Source organism: Pseudidiomarina tainanensis (genome assembly GCF_004214835.1).
GTDB classification, from domain to species: Bacteria; Pseudomonadota; Gammaproteobacteria; order Enterobacterales; family Alteromonadaceae; genus Pseudidiomarina; species Pseudidiomarina tainanensis.
Genome location: NZ_PIQJ01000001.1, coordinates 26,642 through 40,164 on the forward strand (window position 1 = coordinate 26,642; position 13,523 = coordinate 40,164).

At 47.9% G+C, this 13,523-nt stretch carries 15 protein-coding genes; 5 read left to right on the forward strand and 10 right to left on the reverse strand.

Annotated elements, in window-relative coordinates:
• Positions 1-12 precede the first annotated feature (12 nt).
• Positions 13-474 (reverse strand): methyltransferase family protein, encoded by a 462-nt coding sequence (locus tag CWI82_RS00120; RefSeq protein WP_130202248.1) that lies wholly within the window; start codon positions 472-474, stop codon positions 13-15.
• A 47-nt stretch (positions 475-521) separates the two neighbouring features.
• On the opposite strand from CWI82_RS00120, the gene CWI82_RS00125 reads away from it, so the two are divergent.
• Positions 522-1,088 carry a gamma-glutamylcyclotransferase gene (locus CWI82_RS00125; protein WP_130202249.1) on the forward strand — a complete coding sequence of 189 codons (567 nt, stop codon included), beginning with the start codon at positions 522-524 and terminating at the stop codon, positions 1,086-1,088.
• On the opposite strand, the gene CWI82_RS00130 is transcribed toward CWI82_RS00125, so the two are convergent.
• From CWI82_RS00130 to CWI82_RS00160, 7 genes are read right to left on the reverse strand one after another with little or no spacing between them, the layout of a single operon-like run.
• Complete coding sequence (locus tag CWI82_RS00130) at positions 1,085-1,561, reverse strand: hotdog fold domain-containing protein (protein WP_130202250.1); 477 nt, start codon at positions 1,559-1,561, stop codon at positions 1,085-1,087. The genes CWI82_RS00125 and CWI82_RS00130 overlap by 4 nt on opposite strands.
• 3 nt (positions 1,562-1,564) lie before the next feature.
• Entirely contained in the window at positions 1,565-2,677 is a 1,113-nt protein-coding gene (locus CWI82_RS00135) for an ABC transporter permease (protein ID WP_130202251.1), read from the reverse strand.
• Position 2,678: 1 nt separating this feature from the next.
• Positions 2,679-5,405, reverse strand: coding sequence for a ribosome-associated ATPase/putative transporter RbbA (rbbA, locus tag CWI82_RS00140; RefSeq protein WP_130202252.1), 2,727 nt, complete (start codon positions 5,403-5,405; stop codon positions 2,679-2,681).
• Positions 5,405-6,472 (reverse strand): HlyD family secretion protein, encoded by a 1,068-nt coding sequence (locus CWI82_RS00145; protein WP_130202253.1) that lies wholly within the window; start codon positions 6,470-6,472, stop codon positions 5,405-5,407. The genes rbbA and CWI82_RS00145 overlap by 1 nt, the downstream gene beginning before the upstream one ends.
• A 10-nt stretch (positions 6,473-6,482) precedes the next feature.
• Positions 6,483-7,421 (reverse strand): phospholipase A, encoded by a 939-nt coding sequence (locus tag CWI82_RS00150; protein ID WP_130202254.1) that lies wholly within the window; start codon positions 7,419-7,421, stop codon positions 6,483-6,485.
• A complete protein-coding gene (locus CWI82_RS00155) occupies positions 7,408-8,442 on the reverse strand; it encodes a saccharopine dehydrogenase family protein (RefSeq protein WP_130202255.1) in 1,035 nt (344 codons plus the stop codon). The genes CWI82_RS00150 and CWI82_RS00155 overlap by 14 nt, the downstream gene beginning before the upstream one ends.
• Position 8,443: 1 nt before the next feature.
• Positions 8,444-8,902 (reverse strand): YccF domain-containing protein, encoded by a 459-nt coding sequence (locus CWI82_RS00160; RefSeq protein ID WP_130202256.1) that lies wholly within the window; start codon positions 8,900-8,902, stop codon positions 8,444-8,446.
• Positions 8,903-9,036: 134 nt separating this feature from the next.
• On the opposite strand from CWI82_RS00160, the gene CWI82_RS00165 reads away from it, so the two are divergent.
• Positions 9,037-9,441, forward strand: coding sequence for a BON domain-containing protein (locus CWI82_RS00165; protein ID WP_130202257.1), 405 nt, complete (start codon positions 9,037-9,039; stop codon positions 9,439-9,441).
• A gap of 154 nt (positions 9,442-9,595) precedes the next feature.
• Positions 9,596-10,459 (forward strand): glutathione-dependent disulfide-bond oxidoreductase, encoded by an 864-nt coding sequence (gene yghU / locus CWI82_RS00170; protein ID WP_130202258.1) that lies wholly within the window; start codon positions 9,596-9,598, stop codon positions 10,457-10,459.
• A gap of 44 nt (positions 10,460-10,503) precedes the next feature.
• On the opposite strand, the gene CWI82_RS00175 is transcribed toward yghU, so the two are convergent.
• Positions 10,504-10,749, reverse strand: a complete 246-nt coding sequence (locus CWI82_RS00175; protein ID WP_092858169.1) for a GlsB/YeaQ/YmgE family stress response membrane protein — start codon at positions 10,747-10,749, stop codon at positions 10,504-10,506.
• Between the two features lie 134 nt (positions 10,750-10,883).
• On the opposite strand from CWI82_RS00175, the gene CWI82_RS00180 reads away from it, so the two are divergent.
• Together CWI82_RS00180 and CWI82_RS00185 are read left to right on the forward strand one after the other, a co-directional pair.
• Positions 10,884-11,246, forward strand: coding sequence for a PadR family transcriptional regulator (locus CWI82_RS00180; protein WP_130202259.1), 363 nt, complete (start codon positions 10,884-10,886; stop codon positions 11,244-11,246).
• Positions 11,227-12,585: a permease prefix domain 1-containing protein gene (locus CWI82_RS00185; protein ID WP_199286235.1), complete on the forward strand. Its 1,359-nt coding sequence runs from the start codon at positions 11,227-11,229 to the stop codon at positions 12,583-12,585. The genes CWI82_RS00180 and CWI82_RS00185 overlap by 20 nt, the downstream gene beginning before the upstream one ends.
• An 8-nt stretch (positions 12,586-12,593) precedes the next feature.
• Here the strand turns inward: CWI82_RS00185 and CWI82_RS00190 are convergent, their stop codons facing one another.
• Entirely contained in the window at positions 12,594-13,517 is a 924-nt protein-coding gene (locus tag CWI82_RS00190; protein ID WP_130202260.1) for a cation diffusion facilitator family transporter, read from the reverse strand.
• Positions 13,518-13,523: the final 6 nt, after the last annotated feature.

Here is a 13,523-nt window from a genome sequence, read left to right on the forward strand (position 1 = left end):
AGTGATTTTTAATTAAAACCAGCGCCGAACCTGCTTTCGATAAGCACGAAACTCTTCGCCAAATTTTTCCTCAAGAATGCGCTCTTCGGGAATTATTTGAAATTGATTAATGTATAAAATATAGATGATTGACCAAAATAATGCAGGCAAATTCGCTAACCAAACGCCCCAACCAGCCAATGCCAGCAGAAAACCTAAGTACATTGGGTTGCGCGTGAATCGGTAAATGCCGTTGCTCACCAAACGGCTACTCGCGTTAGGGTTCATGGGGTTGGCGGTGGTTTTCGCTTGGCGAAACGCAATCACACCGGCTACCGCAATAAATGCACCGGCTGTGACAAGCGCAAATGCTAACGCTTTTGCATCGGTGAAATGCCAAGGATCCATCGGCAACAAACGCGACGTCAACGCCATCAGCCCAGCAATAACAAGCACAACAACTACCGGTGGTATTTTTAATTCTAATGTGCGCATGCCAACACTCCTTATTCGCGGTTAAATTTGATAAAATTAGCGTCGTTATGTCACACAATACCATTGCATTGAATCAACAACGTCAGCCTCTAGACCACCTCGAGTCGGTCTGGTTATTTGGCTATGGCTCTTTGATTTATAAAGCGGATTTTCCATATATACAACGCCGACCTGCCAAAATTCATGGTTGGTTACGACGCTTCTGGCAGGGCTCGCACGATCATCGGGGCACACCTGAAGCACCAGGCCGCGTTGCGACATTAATTGAAGCGCCTGGCGCAGTATGCGCCGGTATGGCCTATGAAGTCACGCCCGATGTATTTGCCCACCTTGATCACCGGGAGAAAAATGGTTATTTGCGCTTTTTTACCGAGTTCGAGTGGTTAGATGGCTCCGGTTCAGTGACCGGCTTAGTCTACGTAGCAGGCCCAGATAACGAAGCCTTTTTAGGCGAAGCACCGGAAACGGAAATTGCAGCGCATATTGCACGTTCAGAAGGGCCGAGTGGCCCAAATGACGAGTATTTACTCAAACTGGCTGATGCCTTGCGAGAATTAGGCGAACACGATGACCATGTATTCGCCATTGAGGCGGCGCTAAAAGAACAGGTCTAAGCTTGTTTCTTCGCTGGCTTTTCTGAAACATAAATTGTGATTGTGCCGTCAATCACCATGGCCCCATCGGCTCGAAAGCCTTGCACGGATACAGGTAAATCACCAACTTGCCAACCGGCCGGATCGCTTTTAGCAACAATTCGAATATCACTGTCAGCTTTGGCGGTGTAAGTCACCTGCATCCCTTTTGGAATCCAGCGCAGATGCTTTGGAATGGAAGCTTCTGCCAATGCCCCCATCGCCATCTCTAAACCATTACACAATGCAATAGCATGTACGGTGCCAATGTGATTCTCTACCGCCTTGCGCTTGTTAAACGTTAGTACACAGTGATTCGGTTCTAACGCTTTAATGGTCGGCTTGATGGTTTTGAAGTAGGGCGCTTTTGCGGCAAACATGCGCGAAAATAGAGCCCGCCCAAATGGGTACTTCAACGTTTTATGGTAAAGCTTCAACAAGTAATTTTCAGTCATGCGTTACGCCATACTCGCAAGGGTTTTTCGGAAGCGCTTCAGCGCTATAACAAACAGCGCTAATCCTATCACAACTAATGCCAGCAGCTGTGGCCAAATAATACTCAAGCCAGCACCACGAAACAGTATCGCTTGGCTTAACTCAATAAAGTGGGTAGTCGGTGCCGCGCTCATAATCCAACGGATGATGTCGGGCATACTTTCACGTGGTGTCATGCCGCCCGAAAGAATTTCCATCGGTAAAATCACCAAAATCAACAGCAACCCAAATTGTGGCATGGTGCGCGCAAAGCTGGCTAAGAAAATTCCCAACGAGGTTGTCGCAAACAAATGAATGGTCATGCCGACCATAAACAAGCCTAAGGAACCAGCAATTGGAATATTTAGTGCACTTTGCACAACGATAATTAAGCTTAAGGTTGCCGCTATCAGCACAATCAATGCCATTGACCAAACTTTCGCAGCCATAATTTCAAACGGGGTAATTGGCATCACCAATAGATGTTCAACGGTGCCATGTTCTCGTTCCCGCAACAATGCTGCGCCAGTGAGAATGATCGACAGCATGGTAATTTGCGATATCACTTCATTGATAGCGGAAAACCACGAGGCGTTTAATTGCGGATTAAATCGGGCGCGCAAACTCAATTGCACCGGAATGTCGATATCCGTTTGTGTAAACGCCATCAGCTCTTGCTGAATAATCGCTTGTATATAACCATTGCCGGTAAAGGCTTGACTCATGCGTGTTGCATCAACAATCACTTGGATAGCCGGTGCGTTGCCGGCCAATACATCACGTTGTAAGCCACTTGGAATATGCACAATAAAGGTGAAACGCCCTTCGTCCATTAACCTATCGGCTCGCTGACTATCAATGGGTTCAGGTGGCAAAAAATAGGGGGCACGAAAAGCTTGAATCAACTGCTGCGATAACTGTGATTGGTCGTCGTCAATAACGGCAATCGGCGTTTTATGTAACGTTTCAGGCATTGCCGAAGCTGCGGTATAAATGGACAAGCTAAACGCCATCACAATGATGAGAAGTAAAATAGGGTCGCGCCAAATCGCTCTGAGCTCTTTTACGCCAAGATGCAAAATGTTTCTCACTTGCATGTTAGCGCTCCTGTTTCCGTAATAGCATGACGCCAATGACCATCAGTACCGGAATGGTGATCACTAGCGGCCACAAGGCCGGCCAGAGATCATTGAGTTGCTGTGCTTTTGTAAACACGCCTCGCGTGACAATAATATGATACGTGGTCGGAAATATTTCGCCCAACACGCGCGCTCCGCCTTCCAAAGACGGAACTGGCGTTATCAGCCCTGAAAACTGAGCGGCCGGCAAAATGGTTGCCAGCGTAGTGCCAAAAAGAGCCGCTATTTGGCTGCGTACGAATGCCGACATAATCAACCCGAAAGCGGTCGCAATAATCACATAACAAAGCGTAGCGAAGGTAAGCGCTAGCACGCTTCCGGTAACTGGCACGTCGAACAGATACACGGCTAACAACATCAAAATGACAAAATTCACCATGCCAAGCACCACATACGGCACCTGTTTTCCCATCAAGAATTCAAGCTTCGTGGTTGGCGTCACATAGAAATTCAGCATGGAGCCGAGTTCTTTTTCGCGCACCACTGCAAGCGATGTGAGTATGGCGGGGAACATCAGTAGCAATAGCGGAATAACCGCAGGCATCATGGCCGGCAAACTTTTTACATCTGGGTTATAGCGAAACCGCGATTCAATTTGCGCAATACCTAAATGGTTCGTTAGCCCTTGTACGCGCGCTTGCTGTTGCAACCAATGATTGTGTATGCCTTGCACATAGCCTTGCACTGATTCGCCACGTATAGGCAAAGAACCATCAATCCAAGCACCTATTTCTACCGCTTGCCGCCGATGCAGATCGCGCGCAAAGCCTGCGGGAATTTCAATCACGAGACTTAGTTCGCCAGTTCGCATGCGTTGATCGAGTTCGTCATAATTGCTGACTGGCGCATGTTCATCGAAATAGCGACTGCCGGACAAACTCCCAACATAGTCGCGACTCAAAGAGGTTTTATCGCGATCTAATACAGCGAAGGATAAATTCTCGATATCCATGTTCATGCCATAGCCGAGTACCGCCATTAGTATCACGCTACCAAGCGTTGCCATCACTAAACGAATCGGGTCACGCAAAAGCTCAATGCTTTCGCGGCGCAAATGACTCCACCAGCGCCGCCAACTAAACAAGGCAGATTGTTTACTGACTGTATGACTGCTAAAAAGCTGTTGTTGAAACTTATCCGTCGGCTCCGCACCTTGATGAATAGCTTGTTGTAAGTAAGCCACAAAAGCGTCATCAAGCGAGTGAGCTTGTTGCTTGGCAATAATTGCTTGCGGCGTATCCGTCACCAACACTTCACCAGCATGCATCAGCGATATTCGATCGCAGCGCTCAGCCTCATTCATAAAGTGTGTTGAGATAAAAATAGTGACCTGTTGCTCGCGCGCCAGCTTCATCATAATGCGCCAGAATTTGTCGCGAGCGACTGGGTCTACGCCCGACGTGGGTTCATCGAGAATCAGTAATTCAGGTTGATGGATCATCGCCACAGCAAGGCTTAAGCGTTGCCGATCACCAAGCGGTAAATCATTAGGCAGACTATCGATTATATCTTCCAGCTCAAATTCTGCCGCCATAGTATCAATGCGCTGGTCAATGCCTGTTTTTGGCAAGCCGAACAAACGCGCATGAAGTGAAAGGTTTTGTCGCACCGTCAATTCGTTAAATAAGGAAAATTGCTGGGTCATATAACCCACGCGTTGGCGAATAGCGACTGAGCTCTTCTCTGCCGGAGCGCCGAACAACCACGCCTCGCCTTCACTGGCTTGGAGTAAGCCGGTAAGCATTTTCATGGTGGTGGTTTTACCGCACCCATTCGAGCCTAAAAAGCCAAATATTTCCCCTTGGTGTACCTGCAAATTGACATCTTTCACAGCTGTAAAATCGCCAAACCGCATGGTTAGGTGGCGGGCTTCTATCGCCAGTTCTTGGTTATCATTGTGTTGACGCGGTATAACCTGAAATGGTTGATATTCTTGTTCGTGTGGTAGCAAGCGAACAAACGCCTGTTCGAGGCTCGTTGATTGCGTTTGCGCTAATAAATCCTTAGGCGTCGCTTGGCTTAAAATGCGACCATCGTGCATGGCCACCAACCAATCAAATGAGGCTGCCTCTTCCATATAAGCCGTAGCGACTAATATGCTCAATTGTGGTTGTAGTGCTCGAATGGCGTCAATCAATTGCCAAAATTGTCGGCGCGATAGCGGGTCGATACCGGTTGTTGGTTCATCCAAAATCAGGCAATCAGGATCATGAATGAGTGCGCAGCACAAACCCAACTTTTGCTTCATGCCGCCAGAAAGTTTTCCTGCCGGACGCTGTTGAAATGGAGCCAAGCCGGTCGCTTCAAGTAACTGTATGATACGTTGATGCTTAGCATCGCCCTGAAGACCAAACAATCCGGCAAAAAAATCAACGTTCTCATACACGCTCAGAGTAGGATAAAGATTTTTCCCCAATCCTTGAGGCATATAGGCAATGCGTTGATATAGGCGAGCTCTGGCTCGGCCTGAGAGCATAGATTCCCCAAGAACATCGATGGTGCCTTGTTGGAGTTCTCGAGCCCCTGCTAGTAACGAGAGTAAGGTGGACTTTCCAACTCCGTCGGGGCCAATGAAACCAACGGTCACGGCGGGTGGAATAGCAAGGTTGATGGTTGCAAGCGCCAGTTTATCACCATAGTGATGGCTAACATCACAGACGCTTATCACTGGCGCTGGCGCAGACATTATTCGTTACCAGAAAGCTGTAGGTGTTCAGGCCACGGTTGTTCGGGGTCAGTGCGCACATAAGCCACACCCGGTAGCCCTGTTTTCACTTGCTCAATATAGCGCTCGAGCAATGCTTGTGAGATTTGCGCGCGAACGCGAAACATCAATTTTTCGCGCTCTAAAGAAGTTTCGACGGTTTTCGGCGTAAACTGAGCCTCGTCTGAAATAAATGAAATTTTCGCAGGGATGACATAATGAGGCGCCGCATCAAGCACAACACGCGCTTCGCTGCCTAATGCAAGCTTACCAACAACCGCGGTGGGCAAGAAAAAGGTCATGTAGACGTCTTTGAGATCCATCATGTTCAAAATACGTCCGCCAGCACCAACTATTTCCCCAGGGCGCGCCACAATAAATTGTATACGCCCATCACGAGGCGCTAACAATTCACTATCGCTTAACTCGACCTGCAAGCGCTCAATGGTTGCTTCGGCTGCTTCAACGGTAGATTCAACACCCGATACGTTGGTTTTTGCCGCAGCAATCGCTGCATCCGCTGCCGCAATTTGTGCTTGCGTTGCGGCAATTGCTGCTTCAGCTCCAATGAAAGCCGCCTTGGCATTATCGAGATCTTGCTGCGACATTGAGCCTTGCTGTGCTAGTTGCTGCGTGCGAGCGAGTCGGCTATTTGCCAGCTCCAATTCTGCTTTGCGTTGCACCAATACCGCTTCAGCAGCGGTTTTTTCAGACTCGCGCAACGTAACTTGGCTTTGTGCCGCAATAACTGCACTTTGCGCTTGGCGATACTGTGCTTCAGCTTGATGTAATTGAGCCTGCAGCGCCGCGGTGTCTAACGTTGCCAATCGATCGCCCTGCTGCACAAATTGGCCTTCGCGAACGTCTATGGTTGCTATTCGTCCCGGCGTTTTTGCGGCAATATTGATTTCAACGGCCTCAATACGACCATTTCCACTAGCAATGTGACTTGGTTGCTCGGTTGCCAAATCAGTGAAATAGGTCCATGCCAGCCAACCGCCAATAATCACTACAATGACTCGTAATACCCATTTTGTTGCCGGCTTCATAATCACTCCGTTAGATGTTCAGCAGTAAGAATCCGAAACCAATTCGGTTCTGACGATGATTATAATCAAGTAATGTCTCGCCATAGCCTGAGAAGAACTGAATATAGAAACGCAGACCATCCGGTTTGCTTGAATTCACCGGATGGGTGAAATCAAATTGCCATGAACCTTTATCCCAGGACAGTTCACGAGTAATGCGCGTTAAACTAAAAGTACTTAATGAATCACGCCATGAAAAGCGGTTTTCAAAGTTACCTCGGTAACGCACTAAATCTGGGTTATCATCGTCATCACCGGTTTCATTAATACGTTGCTTCCAAGTGCTTTCCCATATAACTGGCCCCCACTCAGCAGCGCCACCGAAATAGATGTAGTTCCAGCTGCGCGAATCGGGTTTACGTTGACCGTTCGACTCATGCGCTAAACCAGCCTTGGCAAAACGCACTTCAGCATCACCAGGTAGAAAATCCCACTTGTCTTTCCAAGGCAGAATGTAAAAAACCTCTGGCTTGTAGTTTGTACTGCGAAACGGCGAAGAGTCTTCTGAGTTCCAAGCTTGCCACAATGAGGTTTGCGAGTAAGCCACCCACAAATCGCCATCCAGTAACAAATCTTCAAGTAGCTTGGTGCGCAACGATAACTGTAACTTCACTTCATTCGGCTTATGACTCTCCAACGTGGTTCCTGCCCCGCGTGATGGTGAGCTAGGGTGAGTATTAATATCGGAGCTGTGATGTACCGGTAGAATAAAATTGGGATTAAATGTCCGTAACTCGAAAATGCCTCGTTTTTGCTCTTCTCCAAGCTCCCAAAAGCGCCCGATCAAATCAATTTCTTTGAATGATTCAGCGTCGATAGCTTGTTCTTGCTCAGCATCGGTCAAATCTTGTCCATAAACCAAAGGTGTCACCAGAAGTAATGCGATAAGGCTCGCTTTACGCATCCACATAGTACTTCTCCACTAGATCTGCACCACACAGTAACGACGGCGTGTAATAACCACCTTGCGGCTGTTGCGCCATGATGAATTGTGCGACATCGACACCACCGAAACTCGTGAGTTTGTAGCCATTCATTACTTTAATGCGAAGTGTTTCCACATCGCCTTTATCGTTTTTGGCCTCACCCCATACAAAAGTAATGGCTTGCTCAAGTTGCTTGTCGCTTGGCCCTGGTGGCTGCTGCTCAATTTTCTTCTCTAGAAATTTTTTCATGAACTCAAATCGCAGCAACCAACGCAACCAATTCAACCGTTTTAGTTTTTTCACAAGATTTGGCGACGCCGGAATATAAACCTCAATGTTTGGAATACCGCTGGTGTAATAAGCCGTTGAAACATCACCCCACGGGATAGTCATGGCAAACTTCTCGCCATTGCCAAAATCAATGTGGCGCGTGTGGTAGGCCAACGGCACGGTGACAATCTTGCCATTGTGGCGAACTGCGCCACCTTCGCCTAACCGACGAACACTCGTTTTCGCCGTGCCGCGGCTCATCCGCGAGGCAGAATCAAAACCAAGTGTCAGTGACGTGGCATCGGGTAGCTTTTGTTTGAGTTTTGCTGCAACGCAATCGGTCGGAATTACATCGAAACCAACACCAGGGCACAGCACCACCCCTGCATCTACCGCTCGTTGATGTTGCGCATGCGCATATTCAAATACGCCTAGTTCACCGGTGATATCGGTGTAATGGGTCTTGGTGGCAAGACATGCTTCAATCATTGGCGCTGCGGTGACTTCAAATGGGCCGGCACAGTGCACTACCACATCAATATCCGCTAGTGCTTGCTGTAGCGCCTGAGTATCAGTTAAATCAACCACCACCGATGGTAATTCAAGCTCGCCAGCAAGACGGTGAATAGCTTCGCTATTGCGCCCTGCAAGCACTGGTGTTAAGCCTTGTGCTTTGGCGTGCTTTGCCATGAGTGTGCCGGTGTAACCATTGGCACCATAAATCATCCATTTCATATTATTTCTCTCGCATTTTTGAGACGGCACTGGTGGCATTATGCATACGCGCCGCTGCAGCAACCTCTTTGCTAACAATGGTTTTGCCGACTGGAGATAACGCAACGCCGGCCAATTTTAAATGCTGAATGCCGAACGGAATACCGATGATGGTGATAAATAGGGCAATGGCCGATAAAAGATGGCCAAGCGCCAACCACCAACCAAAGAATACAAACCACAATACGTTACCCAAGCAGCCAAGGCTGCCGGTACCAAGATCGCCGCGTTGGGTTAATTCTTCGCGATCAATGGCTTCTTGGCCAAATGGGAAGAATGAAAACATGCCGATAACAAAGCACGAACGCCCCCAAGGAATACCAACTATAGTGATAAATGCGATTAAACCCGCAAGCCACCAACCAAGCCCCATGATGGCACCGCCCAAGATAAACCACAGAATGTTTCCTAATGTACGCATGTTGAATGTCCTTTTACGTACGCGCAAAATGTACCAGATAACCTCAGTATAAATCGCAAAAGGTTTGTAAACCACCTCGAAATTTTTTCTGGCTTTACTAAGTTAGTAAATAACATCAAAACAGGAGGTTGATTATGAAAGCTTTACAAGCATTGATTTTGGCATCGTTGGCAACCGTTTCGTTGACCGCTTGCTCACAACAAGAGCAAGAAGATACGCGTGAAAAAGCGCAATCGTCACTGGAACAAGCCACTGAAGCCACTAAACAGGCGGCAAGCGACGCGGCAGAGTTTACCCGCGAAACCGCCGAACGTACTGGTGACTTTTTAAGTGACAGTGCAATCACAGCGCGCGTGAAAACGGCATTATTTGAAGCTGACCAAGTGAGTGCCGGCAACATTAATGTCGAAACCATCAACGGCCATGTCGTGCTTAGCGGTGTTGTCGCAACGTCTGAAGAAGCCGACCTTGCTGTGCAGCTTGCACAAGGCGTTGAAGGTGTGAAATCAGTAGAAAATGATATTGAAGTGCAAGAATAACCTTGATCTTTAATGCATAAGACGGCGCTCTCGGGCGCCGTTTTTTATTTCTAAACATGAATCGCGATATGACTTATGCCAAAGTCGAATAATCCAAACCGCACTGGTATGCGTTACACTCTTTATAGAAACGTTTTGTATCAAGGAGCAACGCATGTCGAATACTTATACCCCACCAAAGGTTTGGCAGTGGGATCAAGAAAGTGGCGGTAAGTTTGCCTCAATTAATCGCCCAATTGCTGGCGCAACGCATGACAAAGAGCTGCCTGTAGGTAAACATCCGCTACAACTTTACTCATTGGCCACACCTAATGGCGTGAAAGTAACGGTGATGTTAGAGGAGCTACTCGAACTTGGTATCACTGAAGCTGAATACGATGCACATTTGGTACAAATTCTAGAAGGTGACCAATTTAGCAGTGGCTTTGTCGCGGTCAATCCGAATTCAAAAATTCCTGCGTTACTCGACGTGAGCACCCAGCCACCCACGCGCGTGTTCGAGTCTGGCTCTATCTTGCTGTACTTAGCTGAAAAATTTAATGCATTTTTACCTCAAGATACCGCTAAACGGACCGAAACAATGAATTGGTTGTTCTGGCAAATGGGTAGTGCGCCGCTGCTGGGTGGTGGATTCGGCCATTTCTACGCATACGCACCTGAGAAGTACGAATACCCGATTAACCGCTACACCATGGAAATTAAACGCCAACTGGATGTGTTAGACCGCCAATTGGCGGAAAATACCTACATTGCTGGTGACGAATACACCATTGCCGACATGGCAATATGGCCGTGGTACGGCGCACTGGTAACCAATCAAGTATATGATGCTGCCGAGTTTATTGAAGCGCACAAGTACAAAAACGTGCTGCGTTGGGCAGAATTAATTGCCAAGCGTCCGGCGGTGCAACGTGGCCGCATCGTGAATAAAACTTGGGGTGATTTGAACAAGCAACTACATGAACGCCATGATGCTAGTGACTTTAAATTGAGAACGCAGGATCAATTAGAGAAATAATAGAGAGAAGAGCCGCGCTGCAATGCGCGGCTTTTTGGTATTAACTAAGCCTTCTTAAAGGCACGAACAATAAAGAGCAAGACCACAGCGCCAATCGTGGCGACCACAATACTCCAGATAATACCGCCACCGCTGGATACCCCTAAAAAGTTAAACAAAAAACCACCTATCATCGCACCAATCACACCGATAACCATGTTGCCGATGAGACCAAAACCGCCACCTTTCACTAGCGTGCCAGCCAGCCACCCAGCAATGATACCGACCAATAAGAACCATAATATGCCCATGATGATCTCCTTTTTCTTGTTTTAACAGGTTCTTAGTAAGCGTAGCAGGAGTTTGAAATAAATAAACTTGCATACCTAGCTGTTCTAGGTATAGGATTTATACCTAACAGCTCTAGGTATAACTGGATATTTTTATGAACCTATCGAAAGATCTGATGGCGGCCTCTTCCACGCCCATTGTTTTGGGCGTTATTGCTGAAGGCGAAACTTATGGATACGAAATAGTTAAACGCGTTGAAGAGCTCTCTGGTGGTGCCTTGCAATGGACTGACGGCATGTTGTATCCGTTACTTCATCGGCTCGAAAAGCAAGGCTATTTAACCTCGCGCTGGCTTGTTGGCGAATCCAATAGAAAGCGGAAGTACTATGCCATTACCGACGAAGGCACAGCCACCTTGAATGAACAACGCCAACAATGGCAGGTAATTAACAATGCGCTCAACCAAATTTGGCGCGATATAACACGGAATGATGACCATGATGTCCAATTCGTCTAATCACCCCTTTGAACTCGAGCAACGCATTGCGCAGTGGCGCGAATTTGTCCTTCGTCGTGCCGCTATTCTTGAAGAAGATGCCGACGAACTCGAAAGCCATTTGCGCGACCAAATTGACGCGTTATTAGAGCGTGGGTTGCACGCCGATGAAGCGTTCCTTGTCGCCACCAAACGCATCGGTAGCCTTGAAGCCGTATCGAAAGAGTATGCCGAAGTGCATGCAGGGCGACTGTGGCGCAATATTGTTTGGGGCAATGATAAACCGTCTTGGAATACTGACTTTTATCTAGCGTTGCTGCTAGCTTGTTGCGCGGCTGTGCTATTTCACCTGCCAAAACTGTTTGGATTCACTCCCGAAACTCACGAATGGGTATATGCTCGCAATTTCACCTTGTTTTGCTTGCCCATGCTCGGTGCTTATTACGTAGTGAAGCATCAACTTGGGCAACGCGGCTGGTACTGGTTAGTTGGTGCTTCTCTGGGAATTGCTACGGTGATAAATTTGATGCCCTGGCAAGCCGAGTCGGCAACGCAATCGCTAAGTCTAATTCATCTCCCCCTATTACTCTGGTTTCTAGTTGGCGTTCTCTACACCGGCAACTGGTGGCAAACCGACGGGCGACGCATGGACTTTGTTCGCTATTCGGGTGAATACGCCATTTATTTTGTATTGCTAGCGCTGGGTGGTATGACGTTAATCGTCTTAACGAATGGCATGTTTTGGTTGATTGGCATGAACATCGAGTGGTTTACGCATCAATGGCTACTACCTAGTGGTGTTATGGGAGCCGTGATTATTGTCGGCTGGTTAGTTGAAGCAAAACAGGGCGCGGTTGAGAATATGGCACCTGTACTGGCTCGCATTTTCACACCTTTATTCACCTTATTGATGCTGACGTTTTTAGTGATCATGTTCGTCACGGGGCGCAGTTTTGATGTTGAACGAGAGCTTTTAATTGGTCTCGATGCGCTGTTGATTGTGGTGTTGGGTTTGGTCTTGTACGCGGTGTCGTCTCGCGAATCAAACAAAGCACCTAGCATTTTTGATCGCCTACAATGGCTACTCATTGTGTCGGCATTATTGGTTGATGTGTTGGCATTAGTCGCTATCGGTGGCCGCATTGCCGACATGGGCTTTACCGCCAACCGTACCGCAGCACTGGGCGAAAACCTCATATTATTGATTAGTTTAAGTGGCTACGCTTGGTTCTACTGGCAATTTATTCGCGACCAACGTTCGTTTGCTTTACTCGAACAATGGCAAACTCGGTTCATTCCCGTGTACGCCATCTGGGCCGCAATTGTCGTGTTTCTATTCCCACTGGTGTTTGGGTTCTAGCACTAGGGTTAATGGTCATGCTCATGGTCGTGATGGTGGTCGTGATGAGCGCCTTCATCACGACAAACTTCCCCAGGTAGTTCCAGTTCAATCGTGGTGTGACTCAACTGATACGGCAACAGGGCTTTGTCTATGGCTTCTTTCAATAAGCGTCGTTGCTCACTTTCAATATCTTCATCTAACACCAAATGCGCGGTTAATACGTGATGTTCACCGTCAAGTGACCAGAAGTGTAGGTGATGTACATCCACCACGTTCGGCAATTGCTTCAAAGTTGTGGTGACCGCTTCAACTGTGCCATTGTCGGGCGCGGCTTGGAAAAATAAGCGGGCGGTTTCGTGCAAATTGCGAATCACGTTAAACAAAATGAACACGGTGAAGGCTATGGACAACAGAGGATCGAGAATCGGCCAATCCACAAATAACAACACGATACCGACAATCAGCACCGCGACCCAACCCAGTACGTCTTCCATTAAGTGCCAGTTGATCACGCGTTCATTTAAGCTTTTACCTTTCGACAGTTTAAACGCGGCAAACCCATTTACCGCAATGCCGAGAACTGCTAATGCAATCATGCCATCAGCCATAGGCATTTGCGGGTTCCACAGGCGTGGAATTGCTTCAACTAAGACCCAAGTGGAGCCAATAATCAGCACCACCGCGTTAATAAAGGCGCCCGCCAAGCTCAACCGACGATACCCGTAGGTAAACTGATTATTCGCGCGCTTACGGCCTAACTTATTGAGTATCCACGCCATGCCCAGCGATAAGCTATCGCCCAAATCATGTACCGCATCCGCCAAAATCGCCGTACTGTTGGTTAGCACCCCACCAATAAATTCAATGATGGTGAAACAGAAGTTGAGTAGGAACGCCCAACCAAGACGTTCCGATGCCATATCTTTGCTGTGATCGTGGTGGTGGCCCATAATTGT